General features: G+C 43.8%; 17 protein-coding genes. 14 read left to right on the top strand and 3 right to left on the bottom strand.

Features of this window, described 5'->3' with window-relative positions; translation table 11 throughout:
• Nucleotides 1–41 precede the first annotated feature (41 nt).
• Complete coding sequence (locus tag BMX79_RS09605) at nucleotides 42–1,325, bottom strand: BaiN/RdsA family NAD(P)/FAD-dependent oxidoreductase (RefSeq protein ID WP_091482087.1); 1,284 nt, start codon at nucleotides 1,323–1,325, stop codon at nucleotides 42–44.
• 178 nt (nucleotides 1,326–1,503) lie between these two features.
• Here BMX79_RS09605 and BMX79_RS09610 point away from each other — a divergent pair, with 178 nt between their 5' ends.
• The 4 genes from BMX79_RS09610 to BMX79_RS09625 all read left to right on the top strand — a co-directional run bounded on the left by BMX79_RS09610 (nucleotide 1,504) and on the right by BMX79_RS09625 (nucleotide 5,391).
• The gene (locus BMX79_RS09610; protein WP_091482090.1) at nucleotides 1,504–2,937 is read left to right on the top strand and encodes a 6-phospho-beta-glucosidase; all 1,434 of its coding nucleotides are present in this window, start codon (nucleotides 1,504–1,506) and stop codon (nucleotides 2,935–2,937) included.
• Nucleotides 2,938–3,065: 128 nt separating this feature from the next.
• On the top strand, nucleotides 3,066–4,253 hold the full coding sequence (locus tag BMX79_RS09615) for a GNAT family N-acetyltransferase (protein ID WP_091482092.1): 1,188 nt from the start codon (nucleotides 3,066–3,068) through the stop codon (nucleotides 4,251–4,253).
• Between the two features lie 38 nt (nucleotides 4,254–4,291).
• Nucleotides 4,292–4,696 carry an arsenate reductase (thioredoxin) gene (gene arsC / locus BMX79_RS09620; RefSeq protein WP_091482095.1) on the top strand — a complete coding sequence of 135 codons (405 nt, stop codon included), beginning with the start codon at nucleotides 4,292–4,294 and terminating at the stop codon, nucleotides 4,694–4,696.
• Nucleotides 4,697–4,800: 104 nt separating this feature from the next.
• Nucleotides 4,801–5,391, top strand: coding sequence for a TraX family protein (locus BMX79_RS09625; RefSeq protein ID WP_091482098.1), 591 nt, complete (start codon nucleotides 4,801–4,803; stop codon nucleotides 5,389–5,391).
• A gap of 194 nt (nucleotides 5,392–5,585) precedes the next feature.
• Here BMX79_RS09625 and BMX79_RS09630 read toward each other — a convergent pair whose 3' ends face one another.
• Nucleotides 5,586–5,903, bottom strand: a complete 318-nt coding sequence (locus BMX79_RS09630) for a hypothetical protein (RefSeq protein ID WP_091482099.1) — start codon at nucleotides 5,901–5,903, stop codon at nucleotides 5,586–5,588.
• A 212-nt stretch (nucleotides 5,904–6,115) separates the two neighbouring features.
• Between BMX79_RS09630 and BMX79_RS09635 the strand changes: the two genes are divergently transcribed.
• Nucleotides 6,116–7,558 (top strand): cryptochrome/photolyase family protein, encoded by a 1,443-nt coding sequence (locus BMX79_RS09635; RefSeq protein ID WP_091482102.1) that lies wholly within the window; start codon nucleotides 6,116–6,118, stop codon nucleotides 7,556–7,558.
• A gap of 66 nt (nucleotides 7,559–7,624) precedes the next feature.
• Here the strand turns inward: BMX79_RS09635 and BMX79_RS09640 are convergent, their stop codons facing one another.
• The gene (locus tag BMX79_RS09640; protein WP_170231021.1) at nucleotides 7,625–8,377 is read right to left on the bottom strand and encodes a CPBP family intramembrane glutamic endopeptidase; all 753 of its coding nucleotides are present in this window, start codon (nucleotides 8,375–8,377) and stop codon (nucleotides 7,625–7,627) included.
• Nucleotides 8,378–8,604: 227 nt separating this feature from the next.
• On the opposite strand from BMX79_RS09640, the gene BMX79_RS09645 reads away from it, so the two are divergent.
• The 9 genes from BMX79_RS09645 to BMX79_RS09685 all read left to right on the top strand — a co-directional run bounded on the left by BMX79_RS09645 (nucleotide 8,605) and on the right by BMX79_RS09685 (nucleotide 17,021).
• Nucleotides 8,605–9,570, top strand: a complete 966-nt coding sequence (locus tag BMX79_RS09645; protein ID WP_091482106.1) for a LacI family DNA-binding transcriptional regulator — start codon at nucleotides 8,605–8,607, stop codon at nucleotides 9,568–9,570.
• A gap of 15 nt (nucleotides 9,571–9,585) precedes the next feature.
• Nucleotides 9,586–10,500: a ribokinase gene (gene rbsK / locus BMX79_RS09650; protein ID WP_091482108.1), complete on the top strand. Its 915-nt coding sequence runs from the start codon at nucleotides 9,586–9,588 to the stop codon at nucleotides 10,498–10,500.
• Complete coding sequence (rbsD, locus tag BMX79_RS09655; RefSeq protein ID WP_371862078.1) at nucleotides 10,466–10,876, top strand: D-ribose pyranase; 411 nt, start codon at nucleotides 10,466–10,468, stop codon at nucleotides 10,874–10,876. The genes rbsK and rbsD overlap by 35 nt, the downstream gene beginning before the upstream one ends.
• Nucleotides 10,877–10,888: 12 nt before the next feature.
• A complete protein-coding gene (locus tag BMX79_RS09660) occupies nucleotides 10,889–12,370 on the top strand; it encodes a sugar ABC transporter ATP-binding protein (RefSeq protein WP_091482113.1) in 1,482 nt (493 codons plus the stop codon).
• Nucleotides 12,370–13,332, top strand: a complete 963-nt coding sequence (locus tag BMX79_RS09665; protein WP_091482116.1) for an ABC transporter permease subunit — start codon at nucleotides 12,370–12,372, stop codon at nucleotides 13,330–13,332. The genes BMX79_RS09660 and BMX79_RS09665 overlap by 1 nt, the downstream gene beginning before the upstream one ends.
• A gap of 25 nt (nucleotides 13,333–13,357) precedes the next feature.
• The gene (locus tag BMX79_RS09670) at nucleotides 13,358–14,293 is read left to right on the top strand and encodes a D-ribose ABC transporter substrate-binding protein (protein WP_091482118.1); all 936 of its coding nucleotides are present in this window, start codon (nucleotides 13,358–13,360) and stop codon (nucleotides 14,291–14,293) included.
• Nucleotides 14,294–14,482: 189 nt separating this feature from the next.
• Complete coding sequence (clpP, locus tag BMX79_RS09675) at nucleotides 14,483–15,082, top strand: ATP-dependent Clp endopeptidase proteolytic subunit ClpP (RefSeq protein ID WP_091482120.1); 600 nt, start codon at nucleotides 14,483–14,485, stop codon at nucleotides 15,080–15,082.
• 195 nt (nucleotides 15,083–15,277) lie between these two features.
• Nucleotides 15,278–15,835, top strand: a complete 558-nt coding sequence (locus BMX79_RS09680; RefSeq protein WP_091482123.1) for a thioredoxin domain-containing protein — start codon at nucleotides 15,278–15,280, stop codon at nucleotides 15,833–15,835.
• Nucleotides 15,836–15,986: 151 nt separating this feature from the next.
• Nucleotides 15,987–17,021: a sugar-binding transcriptional regulator gene (locus BMX79_RS09685; protein ID WP_091482125.1), complete on the top strand. Its 1,035-nt coding sequence runs from the start codon at nucleotides 15,987–15,989 to the stop codon at nucleotides 17,019–17,021.
• The last annotated feature ends 20 nt before the right edge of the window (nucleotides 17,022–17,041 follow it).

Below are 17,041 nucleotides of genomic sequence, written 5' to 3' on the forward strand. Positions count from 1 at the left end.
AGGCTGTAAAAACTAAAGCCTATGCGACATGATTTCTCAAATTAGTCGGCTGTCTTCATACTCAAAGCGGTCTGAGCTGCATGCATACCGGCCAGTCTGCCCGTGATAAAGGCACCAGTAATGTTGTAGCCGCCAGTGTAGCCATTGTAGTCCAGTATTTCACCAGTGAAATACAGATTCTGCATCAGCTTGCTTTCCAGTGTCTTTGGATTCACTTCTTTCGTGTGAACACCGCCACCTGTCACAAACGCTTTTTCAATCGGAAGAGAGCCATGCACATTGAAACGGAAATCTTTCAGGAAGGTGATGAGCGCATCGATTTCTTTAGGCGTCAATGTCTTGAAGGCACGTTCGCTGTCGATCCCAGCCTGTTCCAGCCCAAACAAGATGTAGCGTTCTGGTCCGAACTGCTTCATTGTATTCTTCATGCTCTTTTCGCCTTCTTTTTTCATCAGGCGTTCAATGGTCTGCTTAAGCGATCCAGGTGTCTCATCCGGCAGACTGTCCAGACTCATGACAGCATGATCAGTCTTATCGCGCTTCATCGTCTGCAGAACAAACATCGAACAGCGCAGAACAGCTGGACCGGAGATGCCGAAGTGAGTGAAGATCATATCCATTCGGTGGGAGATAGCCTGTTTTCCTTTTTTATTGATGACTTTTAAGTCTACATCTCTTAGAGAAATTCCCTGAAGTGTGCGGTCCTGAATGAACGGTTCTTCAGACGTGATCGGCACTTCGGTCGGATACAATTCCTTGATCGTGTGTCCGGCTTTTTTTGCCCATTTGTAGCCGTCACCAGTCGACCCAGTTTTAGGCATGGCACGTCCGCCAGTTGACAGAATAACCGAATGGGCATAAAGAACACGTCCATCCATAAGTTTTACTCCGTTGACAGCCCCGTCTCTATACAGCACTGTTTCAACAGGTGCATTGGTATGCACATCAACTTTTGATTCTTCCATGATCTGAGTCAGGGCATTGACGATCGTCCGGGACTTGTCCGTAATAGGAAACATCCGTCCGTGATCTTCTTCCTTCAGCTTGATCCCGCGAGACTGGAAAAAGTCCATGATATCGTAGTTGTCATACTGATAAAACGCACTGTAAAGAAAGCGTCCGTTCCCAGGTATATGCGTAATGATTTCTTCTTTATCTCTATTGTTAGTGACGTTACAGCGGCCATTTCCAGTTACCAGAAGCTTACGGCCGACGAACTTGTTCTTTTCGACCAGTCCGACAGTCGCTCCATGTTCCGCGGCTGAAATGGCAGCCATCATGCCGCTCGTGCCGCCACCGACGACTAGTACATCATAATGAGTCATATGTGTTCCTCTTTTCTCTAAAAACCTACATCCTTGACACTTTACCATAATAATGACAGCCTAGCTACAGGATTACGCATTCCTCACATTTTTGTCAGAATTCGCTTGTATGTAATGGATTACACGCTTTAAACTGAAAAAGTAAATAGTTAGAAAACAGACAACAGGAGGAATAAATATGGGATTTAGAAAAGATTTTTTATGGGGCGGAGCTACTGCAGCCAACCAGCTTGAAGGTGGATACGATCAAGATGGACGAGGACTGGCTAACGTCGATGTCGTACCAATCGGAGAAGACCGTCCGGCTATCATTACAGGTCAGATGAAGCACTTTGATTTTGATGAGGATCATTTCTATCCGGCAAAAGAAGCCATCGATCATTATAATCGCTTCAAAGAAGATATCGCATTGTTCGGAGAAATGGGATTCAAGACATACCGTCTGTCTATTGCCTGGACACGTATTTTTCCTAAAGGTGATGAAAAAGAGCCTAACGAAGAAGGCCTAAAATTCTACGAAGACTTATTTAAAGAATGCCACAAGCATGGCATCGAACCTCTAGTAACGATTACTCACTTCGACTGCCCGATGCATTTAATTAAAGAGTATGGTGGATGGCGCAACCGTAAAATGATTGATTTCTACGAAAACCTGACACGTACGCTGTTCACGCGTTATAAAGGCCTGGTCAAGTACTGGCTGACATTCAACGAAATCAACATGATTCTGCATGCACCATTCATGGGTGCGGGGCTGGCATTTGAAGAAGGCGAAAATCAGAAACAAGTGAAATACCAGGCTGCTCACCATGAACTGGTTGCAAGTGCACTGGCGACTAAGATTGCTCATGAAGTGGATCCGGAAAACCAGGTCGGATGTATGCTGGCCGCAGGGAAATACTACCCTAACACGCCTCATCCTAGAGACGTCCGTGCCGCTCAGGAAGCTGATCATGAGAACTACTTCTTCATCGATGTTCAGTCGCGTGGAGAATACCCTGCATACGCACTGAAAGAACTGGAACGCGAAGGCATCGAGATTGAAATGACTGAAGAGGACAAGGCTCTTCTTAAAGAACATACCGTTGACTTCATTTCATTCTCTTATTATTCATCCCGCGTTGCATCAGGCGATCCAAAGGTAAACGAGAAAACTGCTGGAAATATCTTTGCTTCAGTTAAGAACCCCTATCTTGAAGCCAGCGAATGGGGATGGCAGATCGACCCACTTGGGCTGCGCATAACAATGAACGATATTTACGACCGTTATCAAAAGCCATTATTCATCGTTGAAAATGGACTGGGAGCCATCGACGAGCCGGACGAAAATGGCTACGTGGCAGATGACTACCGCATCGACTATCTTGCAGCACATATCGACGCAATGAAAGATGCCGTTGAACTCGACGGAGTAGACTTGATGGGCTATACCTCATGGGGCTGTATCGATCTGGTTAGTGCCGGAACAGGTGAGATGAAAAAACGTTACGGCTTTATCTATGTTGACCGTGATAACGAAGGAAACGGAACGCTTGAACGCACACCTAAGAAATCCTTCAACTGGTACAAAAAGGTGATTGCATCAAATGGAGAAGACTTAAGTAACGACTAAGTAATGATGTTTTGAGGAAAAGAACCCTTCGTTTTTTTACTGAAGGGCTCTTTTTTGTCTATCGGCTTAAAGACCGTCTATAATAGAGATGTAGTAAGACCAGCAAAGAAATTAAAGGAGACTAAATCATGACTGAGATTAGGGAACTGACCCAAAAGTATTTTGAAGACGCTTATCAGTTAAATGTTTATGCTTTTCATTTTGAAGAAACAGAAGACAGTAAGGAAAGACTTTTCAATGAGCTCGCCTATGGACAGACCTTAGGGTCGTTCTCTGATGATCAGCTGACCAGCGCTTTAATTGTTTTTCCGTTTGAAGTCTATTATCTCGGCACCATACTGAAAATGGGTGGAATAGGGAATGTAACCAGTTATCCAGAAGTAAGAGGGAAAGGATCCGTCCGTCAACTGATGGAAAGAGCTTTAAAAGAGATGAAGGAACAGGGAGTGGTACTGTCTTACTTGTCCCCGTTTTCCTATCACTTCTACCGCAAGTTTGGCTATGAAGTAGCCTTTGAAAAACGGCAGTACGACATCTCGCCCGATGCATTTGGCTCGTTCAAGGCGCCGGAAATACCCGTCGAGCGTGTCTTATGGGAAGAACAGAAAGAAGCAGTCAAAGACATTTATGACCAGAAAATGAAAGGTGCTGTTGGTCCAGTAAAAAGAGATGATTGGGTCTGGGAAAATCGAATCATGAATTCGGAGAAGAGAAAACTGGCGCTTTATCGGGATGAAACTGGTGCGCCAAAAGGATACCTGTCATACGAATTTTCAGGTGAAAATCAGGGAAACTTTAAAATTAACGAACTGCACGCGCTGACAGGTAGAGCAGAAAAAGCACTATGGGAATATATCGGGGCGCATGCCGCTGGCTTCAATGCATTTGAGTATACTGCCCGTTCAGATCAGCGCCTGACACACCTGTTTCGCGAAGCAGACTTAAATCCTAAAATGGTGTCATCTATGATGGCTCGTATAGTAGATATGGAAAGTTTCCTGAAACAGTTTCCCTTCAGACAGACAGAAAACCAGGAGTTCTGGCTTGAAGTCACTGATGATACAGCAGAGTGGAATGCTGGACTGTTCAAGCTTTCTATGTCGGATGGTAATGTTCAAGTCAGTTCTGCAGAACAGCCAGAAGAAAAGTCCCGCTACCTGAAAGCCAGCATCCATACTTGGACGCAGCTGTTCATGCAATTTAAGAAAGCGACTGACCTGCAGTTTGAAGGCTCACTGATCAGTTCAAAAGAGACAGCGCAAGCGCTTCAGGATAGTCTTCCTGAAGGTGTACCTGAACTTCATGACTATTTTTAAGAATCAAAAAGGATAGAATGAACAAGGAGGAAAAACTAATGAACAAAATCTATTTTCTCTGCACAGGTAATTCCTGTCGCAGTCAGATGGCGGAAGGTTACGGCAGAAAGCTATTGGATCCTGATCAATTTGAAATAAGGAGCGCAGGAATCGAAACGCATGGCCTTAACCCGAGAGCGGTCAAAGTAATGGAAGAAGATGGGATTGACATTACTGGTCAGACTTCGGACCTGATCGATCAGAATTATTTTAATGAAGCTGACTTGATCATTACATTATGCGGTGACGCTCGAGATAAATGTCCGACAATTCCTTCCGGCGTGGCTCACGAGCATTGGGATCTGGAAGACCCGGCACAAGCCACTGGAACAGAAGAGGAAATTTTAAGTACATTCCGTGAGACAAGGGATATAATCAAAGAAAGAATTCAGACACTCAAATAATCAGTCGCACAGTGCGGATAAGTTAGGGAAACAGCTTATCTGTACTGTGTTTTTTACTGACTAAGAGTATAATGGATAAAACTAATGAGTAAGGTGTGAGCTGAATGTCCAGAACATTCGACGAAAAACTGAATATGGTCAAATGGATCGGGATTCTGACCATGACCATCGATCATGTGGGGTACTTTCTATTCCCAGGACTGCTGTGGATGCGAATGATCGGTCGGATTGCGTTTCCGTGCTTTCTCTATAGTACTATAGAAGGCACTGAACGAACCTCAGACTACAAAAAGTACATCACTCGCCTCTTTGGGCTGGGAGTGCTGTCCATGCTTGTTACGCCTAACACGATCAATGTACTGTTTCTTTTAGGCCTGTTCTCGCTTTCTCTAAAATATAGACGTTATTTTCCATTATTTATGCTCCTGAGTTTTATTGCGGAGTACAGTGTTTATGGCTTTTTGTTTGGATGGGCCATATATTGGATGAAGGAAAAGGATCTTCTCCAGGGAATAGCAGGTTCAGTGGCCGTCCAGTTTCTCTTTGGGATAAGTATCCAGACCTTGTCTCTAATCTCTCTTCCCTTTATGTTCATGGACAAAGGTATCAAACTGCCTAGGCTGCCAAAATATTTTTTCTACTGGTTTTACCCGCTTCATCAGGCGGTGCTCATCTTGATTGTCAGCCTGCTTTAATGATGATGGATCCAAATCTTAAAGAGGAATAACAAAACTGATTATGCTCTTAGCAGAGAAGTGATTTTTAACAAACAACAATAACAAAAATGGTGAGTCAGATAGACAGACTCACCATTTTTATTTACGAGTGTTTTCTGAAATAACTGGTCCAAAAGAATAGAGTGATAAAAATTCAGTGTATATAGACCTGATTATAAATCTAAAACATAGGCGATCATCAAGACAACCACTAGACCTACCCGGTAGAAGTCAGCTGTTTTACTGTTTGCTTTTAGTTTTGCGTTGATTGATTCCTTGTCATCATGCTTGTCAGTTTTGTAGGTGTCAGGAACGAATACATCAAATAGTATACCGACCAGACCAAATATTAGAGCTAGAATACCAACAAAGAATAGCCTTGAGAGGATATCATCATCAACTGAATGAACAAAGGACATTGGATAAGCAATTAGTAAGATTAATAGAGCCGCTACTATGATGAACTTGTCAAGATTTGATGCCTGCTTCAACTTGTCTAAAGATTTTCTGATTAAGTTATTGATAGTGTTTCCTCCTTATAAGTATAAAACACCATATATTAATAATATTATGGAGTAAATTAATATAGATGATATAGATTCAATTACTATTTTTTTTGTGTACAGTACATACAAGAAGAGAACTGACAATAGACTATGTTAAACTAATAAATAACAATTTGAATTTTACAGGAGGGGTAGAGATGACCTCAGTTATGTGGTTTAGAAGAGATTTACGACTGGAAGACAATACAGCACTGAAACACGCCTTTGAAGAATCGGATCAGCTGATCCTGCTTTTTCATGTCAATCCAGAACAGTTCCTGGAGGACGGCGCAACGAATCAAGTCAGCTTTTTTAATAGTGTAAAGATACTTGAGGCATCAATTAAAGAGCAAGGTGGAAAGTTACATATTCTGTTTGGTGACATTGAAGACTGTTTTCAGGAGCTGAAAGAGACGTTCCCTGAGTGGTCAGATGTGTTTATTAACAGAGACGAAAAAGGTTATGGACTTCAGAGAGATAAGAAGATGGCCCAGTTTTTCAAAGAACACGACATCAATGCACATGGATTCTTTGACCACCATATCCATTATGCTACTGAAATAAAAACAAAGTCTGATACCTTGTACAAAGTGTTTACTCCTTACTTCAGGCAATGGAAAGAAAAGCGGAAGCCTGATCCGGTGACCGTTGATTTTCAGAAAGATAAACTGGTTTCATCATCTGAATTTAATGATCATCACGAGCGGTTCTACAAATTTTTCAATGAACAAGTCAAGATAAATAGTCAGTCCAAGGTTGAAGAGCTGGAGCAGGGAAACAAAGCCGCTCACCAGAAACTTGACGACTTCATCGAAGAGAAACTGAGTGAGTATAAGGAAGCACGAGATTATCCCTTGAAGGATGGCACGAGTCGAATGTCTCACCATTTAAGGGCTGGAGAAATATCGGCACGTACAGTCTATTCAAAAATAAAGGCAGCGCCTGACTCAAAAGGAAAAGAAACCTTTATTCAGGAACTGGCCTGGCGTGATTTCTACAACATGGTCTACTATGCCTACCCTGATCAGAAAGAAAAAGAAGTGGATGAAAACTTCAGCAGGGTAGAGTGGGACAACAATGAAGAAAATTTCGAAAAATGGAAAGAAGGCAGAACAGGGTTTCCAATCGTGGATGCGGCTATGCGTCAGCTCAAGCAGAAAGGATGGATGCATAATCGGCTGAGAATGATTACCGCTTCATTTCTGACAAAAGACCTGCTGATTGACTGGCGCTGGGGAGAGAAATACTTCCAGACCCATCTGGTGGATTATGACCCCTGCAGTAACATCGGAGGATGGCAGTGGGCTGCATCAACAGGAACAGACGGGGTGCCTTACTTCAGAATTTTCAACCCCACGACTCAGTCCGAACGCTTTGATAAGAAGGGAGATTTTATCCGCCTGTACGTCCCGGAACTGAAAACCATCGATACGAAAAAAATACACGAGCCCTCAACACTTACAAAAGAAGAACAGAAAAAATATGGGATCACAATTGGGGAAGATTATCCTGAGCCGATTGTCAACCATAAGCGAAGCAGAGAACTCGCCATTCAGGCCTATGAAGCAAGCAAGAAGAAGGTCCAGGGAGAACAGGATTAGATAAAAAAAGACAGCTCCCCCTAGAGAAGAGCTGTCTTTTAACATGTCCTAAGACCTGTATTTATTCTAAAGTGAGATCAGGACAAGAAAGCCGATAAAGTTATTGATAAAGTGGAAGAAAATAGCGGCTTCAACTGAACGGGTCCGCTTGGCTGCATAGCCGAACAGCAGACCCATGCCGACATAAGTATATACTGCCACTATTGATGTAGGGACATGGACAAGTCCGAACAATACAGATGTAATGATCAGAGTCAGCCAGCTGACGTCATTGTGTTCTTTGCGGAAAAAGATGATTCCTCGAAAGAGCCATTCCTCAACCAGTGGAGCGGCGATCACTATAGTGATGAACAGCATCCATATCGGTGTATCAGTTGCCATTGCTTCAATCGCTTCCTGATTGACGAGCTGTCCGTCACCGACTATGTACTCAAGGACTGAGCCGCCTATATTGAACAGAACGTATCCGACCGGTACATACCAGGCAAGAAACTTCCAGTCTTCACCAGTCAGACCAGGAAGGATTGTCCATTCATTTCGGGTCAGGCGTTTTCTGTTCATCAGTGGGATTTTCTTCGCATAAATAATGATGACCGACAGGACGAGACCTCCTGCAAAAGCAATGAAGGTCATGACCCCTTCCAGCTGCACGAATGACTGAAGCAGTTCCTCCTGTGACAGATGAGCGTTCATTAAACCAAATATAAGACCGAACAAAATGGAGGTAATGAAAGGGAAAATAATAGGTGAGACCAGCCACATCAGAATCTGATCGCTGATTTTCGTTCTTCTTAATGAAAATCCTTGTAAAAAGCGCAATATTAGTCCTCCTAAGTATGATATGTGTTCAAGTATAACAGACTGCCTGAGTTTTTGTGGAATCATCTGATCATATAGTGAAACAAAAATACCCTTAATGTTAGCTAAACAATGCACTAAATGGATCAGTAAAGAGAAAAATAAAAAAAGAAAAGCGTTTTCTATTGACAATAAAAAATGAGATGGTAAACTAAATGTGTAATCGGTTACAGATTGAGGGTGAGAAAATGGTAACGATCAAACAAGTAGCAGAATATGCCGGCGTTTCCGTCGCAACTGTCTCGCGTACATTAAATGACAGCGGATACGTGGGTAAGGAATCGAGAAGAAAAGTGGAAGAAGCGATCAAAGTACTGGGGTACTATCCTAACGAAGTGGCGCGCTCACTTTATCAGAAAAGCTCCAAGATGATCGGTCTGCTATTGCCCGACATCTCTAACCCGTATTTTCCACTGCTGGCTAAAGGTGTAGAAGATTATGCTCAGCAGAACGGCTACATGGTCATATTAGGAAATGTGGAAGACAATGCAGATAAAGAAGACATGTATGTAAAATTTTTCTCTCAATATAACATCAGCGGAGTCCTCTCCGCTGCATCAGGAAAAAGAAAGAATAATGACCGTGTTCCTTATGTCCTTCTTGACAGAGCTTTGGAAGAAGAGAACTATTCTATTTCAACGGATGACCGACTTGGCGGAAAGCTCGCTGGTCAGGCTATCCTCGAGTCGAGAGGACAGAATATCATCGTCATGGCGGGTCCAAGGCATGTTTCAGGAGCGAATGACCGTCTGTCAGGGGCTTTGTCAGTTCTAAACGCTGCAGGGGCAAGTTACAGAGTTTTTGAAACTGAAACCTTTCAAGTGGACAGAGCAGAGGAAACAGCTCAGAGGCTTTTTGATACATTCAAGTCATTCGACAGTGTCATTGCGAGTAATGACGTGTATGCTCTGGCAGTGATGAAAGAAGCAATCAAACGAAAATACAGGATACCGGAAGATATTCAGATCATCGGTTATGATGACATGCTTTTCAGCAGACTAATGTATCCCGGGCTGACCACCATAGCTCAGCCGGCATATGAAGTGGGTTTTAAAGGAGCTGAAATGCTCGTCAATCTGATTGAGAAAAAAGTAATCATCGATAAGAAAGTGAAATTGAAGCCTGAGCTGATCAGAAGAGATTCATTAAGATAGAAGGAGATAGATCGTATGGCAAAGATAACAGTAATAGGTAGTATATCAACTGATTTTGTAGTAGAGACAGAGAAACGTCCGGTCATGGGAGAGACAGTAGAGGGAAAAGCGTTCAGTACCAGCTTTGGCGGGAAAGGTGCCAATCAGGCTGTGGCAAGTGCCCGCTTAGGTGCTGAAACGACTATGCTGGGAGCAGTTGGTAGAGACACATTCGGAAGCGAATTACTTAAGAACCTTGAAGAAAATGGCATAAATGTAAACAATGTGGAACGGGTTACACATTCCTCTGGGTCAGCGTTCATCACGCTTGTTGATGGAGATAATTCAATCATATATGTTCCAGGTGCAAACGGGGCCTATATGCCAGAGATGCTCGACCGAGTCATTGAAGAAGAAAAAGTCTTCCAGAACAGTGATCTGGTACTGGTTCAGAACGAAACGCCAGTCGATACCGTCGAACATTTGATTAGACGATGCAACGAGATAGGAATTCCTTTGCTTCTGAATCCTGCCCCGGCCCGGGAACTACATTCGTCACTTATTGACCAGGTCACGTTCCTGACCCCTAACGAAACCGAATGTTCATTCCTGTTTCCGGGGGAAGATATTGAAACTGTGCTCGCAAAGTATCCGAATAAACTGATTGTTACCTTGGGTAGCAGTGGAGCTGTTTATCATGATGGACAGGGGATTCAACGCATTCCATCGATAAAAGTAGAACAGGTTGTAGATACCACAGGAGCAGGGGATACTTTCAATGGTGCATTTGCCTTTGCATATGCATCCGGCCTGAATCTTCATGACAGCATCCGATTCGGCAATATAGCAGCTGGTCTGTCGATTCAGAAAGCGGGCGCTCAGACAGGAGCACCAACATTAGAACAGATGAAGGAGCATGAGGATTTTGAAAAAAAATGGGATCTTAAATAGCGAAATAAGTAAAGTGCTGGCTGATTTAGGACACACGGATGAACTAATCATTGCGGACTGCGGCCTGCCGATACCGGAGGGGGTCAGAAAAATCGACCTCGCATTGACGATGGGCACACCCGGATTTATGGATGTGATGGATGCAGTCGTAAACGATATGAAAGTTGAACACATTATACTTGCTGAAGAAATAAGGGAAAAGAACCAGGCGGTCCACGAGCAAATCATAAGTAGGATGGAGAAGGAAGGAGCCGGGACTTCTTATCTGACACACGAAGCGTTCAAGAAGCGGTCAGCCAAGGCCAAAGCGATTATCAGGACAGGAGAAATCACCCCGTACGCAAATGTGATTTTACAGGCAGGCGTACTTTTTTAGGAGGGAATTATTGTGCATGTTGAAATGAAAGGGATCACAAAATCGTTCGGTGAAAATAAGGTGCTTAGAGGGGTCGACTTCAGCCTTCATTCAGGAGAGGTTCATGCCTTGATGGGAGAAAATGGTGCAGGAAAATCGACCCTTATGAACATTCTGACAGGTCTGCACAAAAAAGATAGTGGAAAAGTCCTTATAAATGATGAAGAAAGATTATACGCCAATCCGAAAGAAGCGGAAGAAAATGGTGTGAGTTTTATCCATCAGGAAATGATCACCTGGCCGGATATGACTGTACTTGAGAACATGTTTATGGGGAAAGAAATTAAGAATAAACTAGGCTGGGTCCAGACAAAAGAAATGGAAAAGAAAGCGAAGTCGGTTTTTGGTGAACTTGGAATCGATATTTCTTTTGACCGAACGATGAAAACTTTGAGTGTCGGACAGCAGCAGCTGGTTGAAATCGCCAAGACACTTTTGAACGATGCAGAAGTGATCATTATGGATGAACCGACAGCGGCATTGACTGACAGAGAGATTCGTACTCTGTTCAAGATCATCAGACAGCTTCAGAAGAAGGACGTGTCTCTGGTTTACATTTCGCACCGGATGGAAGAAATTTTTGAAATAAGTGATCGCGTAACGGTCATGAGAGACGGGGTGTCCATTAGTACGAAAGATACAAAGGACACCAGCTATGACGAGATTGTCAGACACATGGTTGGACGGGATCTGGAAGACTATTATCCTGAAATGGATAATGCTCAAGGAGAAGCGGTACTTGAAGTGCGCAACTTGACTCACCTCCCTGATTATGAGGACATCTCCTTTACCTTACATTCTGGAGAAATACTTGGCTTTTCCGGACTGATGGGTGCCGGGCGGACAGAAATCATGCGAGGGATCTTTGGGATAGACAAAATTGACAGTGGAGATATTTATCTTGATGGTGAAAAAATCGATATCAGCACACCGAATGATGCCGTTAAAAGAGGGATTGGCTTTCTGACCGAAGACAGAAAGTCTGAAGGACTGATTCTTGATTTTTCTGTAAGAGATAATATCAGCATGACTGCCTTCGAAGAATTCTCAAAAGGAGGCTGGATCAATGACAAGGAAGAGGAAGAATTTGTCGATCTGCTGATCAAGAGACTGACCGTCAAGACTGCTCATATGGAACTGCCGGTCGGCGCCCTTTCCGGAGGGAATCAGCAGAAAGTAGTTCTGGCTAAATGGATCGGAGCCGGTTCACGTGTACTGATACTTGATGAGCCGACTAGAGGCGTAGACGTCGGAGCCAAGCGTGAAATCTATAATTTAATGAAAGAACTTGCGGAACGCGGTGTCGGAATTATTATGGTTTCAAGCGACCTGCCGGAAGTGATCGGCGTCAGCAATCGTGTACTGGTCGTCCACGAAGGAACTATTTCAGGAGAACTGAAGCGTGAGGATTTATCTGAAGAACGCATCATGACTCTGGCTACAGGAGGAGAATAATGGAAACTAAAAATGCAGCAGTAACTAGAAAAAAGGAAAGACGAAGTGAATTGTACAGGAAACTGGGTCCGCTGATTGCACTGATCGTGCTTATGCTTATCGTGACGGTACTGAATGTCAACTTTATCAGGCCGGCAAACCTGCTGAACCTACTCAGACAGGTATCGGTCAATGCTCTAATTGCCTTTGGTATGACATTTGTCATTATCACTGGAGGGATCGACTTGTCGGTTGGGTCGACCTTGGCTTTGTCCAGTGCACTGACAGCCGGGATCATAGCCATCGGTGTCCCGCCAGTTCTTGCCATAGTATCTGGACTGCTTATCGGAGCTTTCCTGGGTATGATTAATGGGCTGCTCATTACTAAAGGGAATGTGGCCCCATTTATTGGAACGCTGGCAACAATGACTATATACAGAGGCCTGACTCTCGTTTACACAGAAGGAAACCCGATTACTGGGTTCGGCGGCGGATTTGCCTTCCAGTTCTTTGGAAGAGGCTATCTGTTCGGTATTCCTTTCCCGGTGATCATTACAACAGCTGCTTTCATTATTCTGTTTGTCATCCTTCACAAGATGACATTCGGACGTAAGACATTTGCTATCGGAGGAAACGAGCAGGCGGCTTACATTGCCGGGATCAAATCAGATCGTGTGAAAACTATGGTCTATGCGATTTCAGGTATGATGTCAGCCTTGGCTGGACTGATTCTGACTTCACGTCTGAATTCAGCACAACCAACGGCAGGAACGGCCTATGAACTGGATGCTATTGCGGCAGTCGTTATTGGCGGAACAAGTCTCGCAGGCGGTAAAGGACGGATCGTCGGTACACTGATTGGTGCACTGATTATCGGAACATTGAACAACGGACTGAACTTGCTTGGGGTTTCAAGTTTCTACCAGCAAGTGGTTCGAGGAGTCGTCATCATCATTGCGGTATTATTGGATAGAAAAAAATAAGAAAACACAAAATGGAGGAATTACAATGAAAAAATATATCGGATTACTCTCACTATCAGCAGTTCTGGCACTAAGTGCATGCGGAGCAGCAACGCTTGAAGGAGATCAGTCAGGAGACGACGGGGAAGTGGAAGAACTGGCGGCTGAAGACATTACGATCGGTCTGTCTATCTCAACCTTGAACAATCCTTTCTTCGGAGATCTGCAGCGGGGCGTGGTTGAAGCAGCTGAAGAGAACGGATCAACTGTCCGTTCTGTAGACGCACAAGATGATACAGCAACTCAGATCAATGGCATAGACGACCTCATTCAGCAAGGCGTAGATATTTTACTGATCAACCCGGTAGACTCTGATGCGATTACACCAGCCATTGAGTCAGCTAACTCCGCTGGGATTCCAGTGATCACAATCGACCGTTCCAGTGAAGGCGGAGATGTCCTGACCTTCATCGCTTCAGATAACGTTGAAGGTGGCGAAATGGCAGCTGAATTCATTATAGATCTCGTTGGAGAAGATGCTGATGTTGTTCAGCTGGAAGGTGTCCCTGGCGCATCTGCAACAAACGAGCGTGGAGAAGGATTCATGAATGTAGCAAATGATAGACTAAATGTTGTGGAAAGCCAGTCAGCAAACTTCAACAGATCTGAAGGTCTGACTGTAATGGAAAATATTATCCAGTCCTATTCAGATATCGAAGCCGTTTTTGCTCAAAACGATGAAATGGCTCTAGGTGCGTTAGAAGCACTGGAAGCAGCCGGTATGACTGATGTCATTGTCGTCGGATTCGATGGAAACGATGATGCGCTGGCAGAAATCGAAGCCGGTCGACTGGACGCAACTATTGCACAGCAACCTTATGAAATGGGAACGATTGCTGTAGACACGGTCTACGACTACTTCTCAGGCGGTACGATCGATGAAGAAATCGGCGCACCACTTGAACTGATCAGTGCGGAATAAAGAAAGTCTATAAAAGTATGATCAAGTACCCGTTCTAAAGAGAGTGGGTACTTTTTATATTTAAATTAAATAGTTCACACAAACTCATCGTTTGACCTTCCCTGACCTTTGGTGTATAATCTTTTTAGATTCATTATAGTAATGAAGTATGCTACACTAATTGAGAATTGAATTATAGGAGGAAGTTACATGAATTTAGTACCTACAGTTATTGAACAGTCACCACGTGGTGAACGTGCGTATGACATTTATTCACGTCTGTTGAAAGACCGCATCATCATGCTTGGTGGAGGCATTGACGATCAGGTGGCAAACTCTGTTATTGCTCAGCTTTTGTTTTTGGATGCTCAGGATCCTGAAAAAGATATCTACCTGTACATTAACTCTCCAGGTGGAAGTGTAACTGCGGGACTTGCCATCTACGATACAATGAACTTCATTAAAGCAGACGTTCAGACGATCGCTATCGGACTGGCTGCATCAATGGGAAGCTTCCTGCTGGCTGCCGGTGAAAAAGGGAAACGATTTGCTTTACCAAATGCTGAAGTCATGATTCACCAGCCATTAGGTGGAGCTCAAGGTCAGGCAACTGAAATTGAAATTGCTGCTAAACACATCTTGAGAACGCGTGACCGCTTGAACAAAATCCTGGTTGAGCGTACTGGTCAGGATATGGAAGTTATTGAACGTGACACTGACCGTGATTTCTTCATGACAGCCGATGAGGCTAAAGAATACGGACTAGTAGACGAGATCATGGACAGCTCTGCTGACCTTACAAACAAATAACGATTAGAAGACTCTGAACAGATCGTTCGGAGTCTTTTTTTGATTCATACACAAACAGAGAGTTAAACTAACACTAATCCGGTAGCTGTTTTACAGTGATTTAACAAGGGTTTTCGTGCAATGCTTATGACTAGCCAAGACTTTTTCACAAGAGTATACTGTAGAGAGTAGGGAAAATCTGAAGGGAGTGAGTGAATGGATACAAGCAAAATAAATGCTGATTCTGTAACGACCGATGGCGGGCTCCATTTAGGAAGCAGAGAAGCTCCCATTAAAGTTGTGGAGTTTCTCAATCTCAAGTGTCCGTACTGTAAAGAGTGGTGGGAAAAAGGTACACCAGTCCTTGATGAGTATGTGGAAGACGGGAAAGTCGAACGAGTCATCAAGCTTTTTGACAAGGAAAAACCCGGATTGAGGAAAGGCAACGTTCTTCATGCACATATAAATTATGAAGATGAAGAGACTGCTAGAAAAGATATTGAATATTATTTTGAAAACCTGCAGGACTGGGGCGGATTAGGCGAAGAAGAGGTGGCGGAGTATGCCAAGTCTAAACGTGGAGCAGAGAAGCGAAACAATTCGGCACACTCCAAGGCAGTCGTAGAAGAAGCAGAAAAGGCTAATGTAACGCTGGTACCAACTGTATTCATTGAAGATTATATTTTTGATGAGCATATTACGGAAGAAGAACTGAAAAGCATTATAGAATCTAAACTGAAAAGAGATGAAGACAGGGAACCGAATGAATATTGATAGGACGTAAATTGTCCCGTCGATTTCATTTAATGGGTTGAAATCTGCCCCGCTTCTTGTTACACTGTATTTGTACGTGGCGAAGAAAGATAGACTAGCTGTCTTGCTGTAAACAGGTCGAATATAGTGTCGGGGAAGGTGCCGTTTTAATATGCTGTCAGTTATTGAAAAAGTAGCACCCGGAACGCTTCATGTATTGAAGAGGCGTTACTATATTTTGAGCCATATTCAGAAATCAGCACCCATCGGAAGACGTGCCTTGGCAGATCGGCTCGGTTTTACTGAGAGAGTTCTGCGTAAAGAAGTCGAGGTCCTGAGAAATCAGGGACTGATCAAGACATCTACTCAGGGCATGGAATGCACACCGACAGGCATCACAGTGTTTTATCAGCTGGATGAACTGATGGGGCAGCACGTTCAGTCACAAGAAAAGGAAACACGGTTGGCTAATGCATTAGGCATCCAACATTGCACGATCGTCATAGGCAATTCAGACAAGGATGAATCCAGTCTGATTGACATGGCAAGAGCTTCAATTGAAGTGCTCGACTTTCTTTTACCAGAAGGGCAGAGTACAGTGGCAGTTATGGGCGGCACGACGATGCTAGAAGTGGCGGAAGTCATGAGTCAGCAAATCGGACTGCACAGGGATCTGTTATTTGTACCGGCTCGCGGAGGTCTGGGTGAATCCGTTGATATTCAGGCAAATGCCATTGCTGAAAATATGGCAAGAAAGACCGGTGGCAGGAGCAGAGCTTTATATGCACCGGAACACGTGCGTATGGAAACTTATTCGCTGCTGATGAAAGAACCTGAAATCAAAGAAACTCTGGAAATTCTGGAAAATGCCTCGCTGGTTATCTACAGCATCGGCAATGCTCTTGAAATGGCTCAGAGAAGAGGAATGGATGAAGACACGCTCAGAGAGCTCATCGATAAAGGAGCAGTAGCTGAAGCGTTTGGAGAATTCATCGATCAAGAAGGTGACATTGTCTATAAGTTGTCCCGCATTGGACTCCAGTCCTCGAAATTACCAAGTATTCCTCATGTGGTCGCAGTTGCCGGAGGTCGTGAAAAAGCGAAGGCAATTAAGGCTCACATGAAAACTGTCCCTCCTCACACATGGTTAGTGACGGATGAGGCAGCCGCTAATGAGATTTTAAATGGGGGAGACCCTTTAAAATAAAAATATATTTATTTCCTAAG

It is taken from the genome of Alkalibacterium pelagium, assembly GCF_900109325.1.
Taxonomy (GTDB): domain Bacteria; phylum Bacillota; class Bacilli; order Lactobacillales; family Carnobacteriaceae_A; genus Alkalibacterium; species Alkalibacterium pelagium.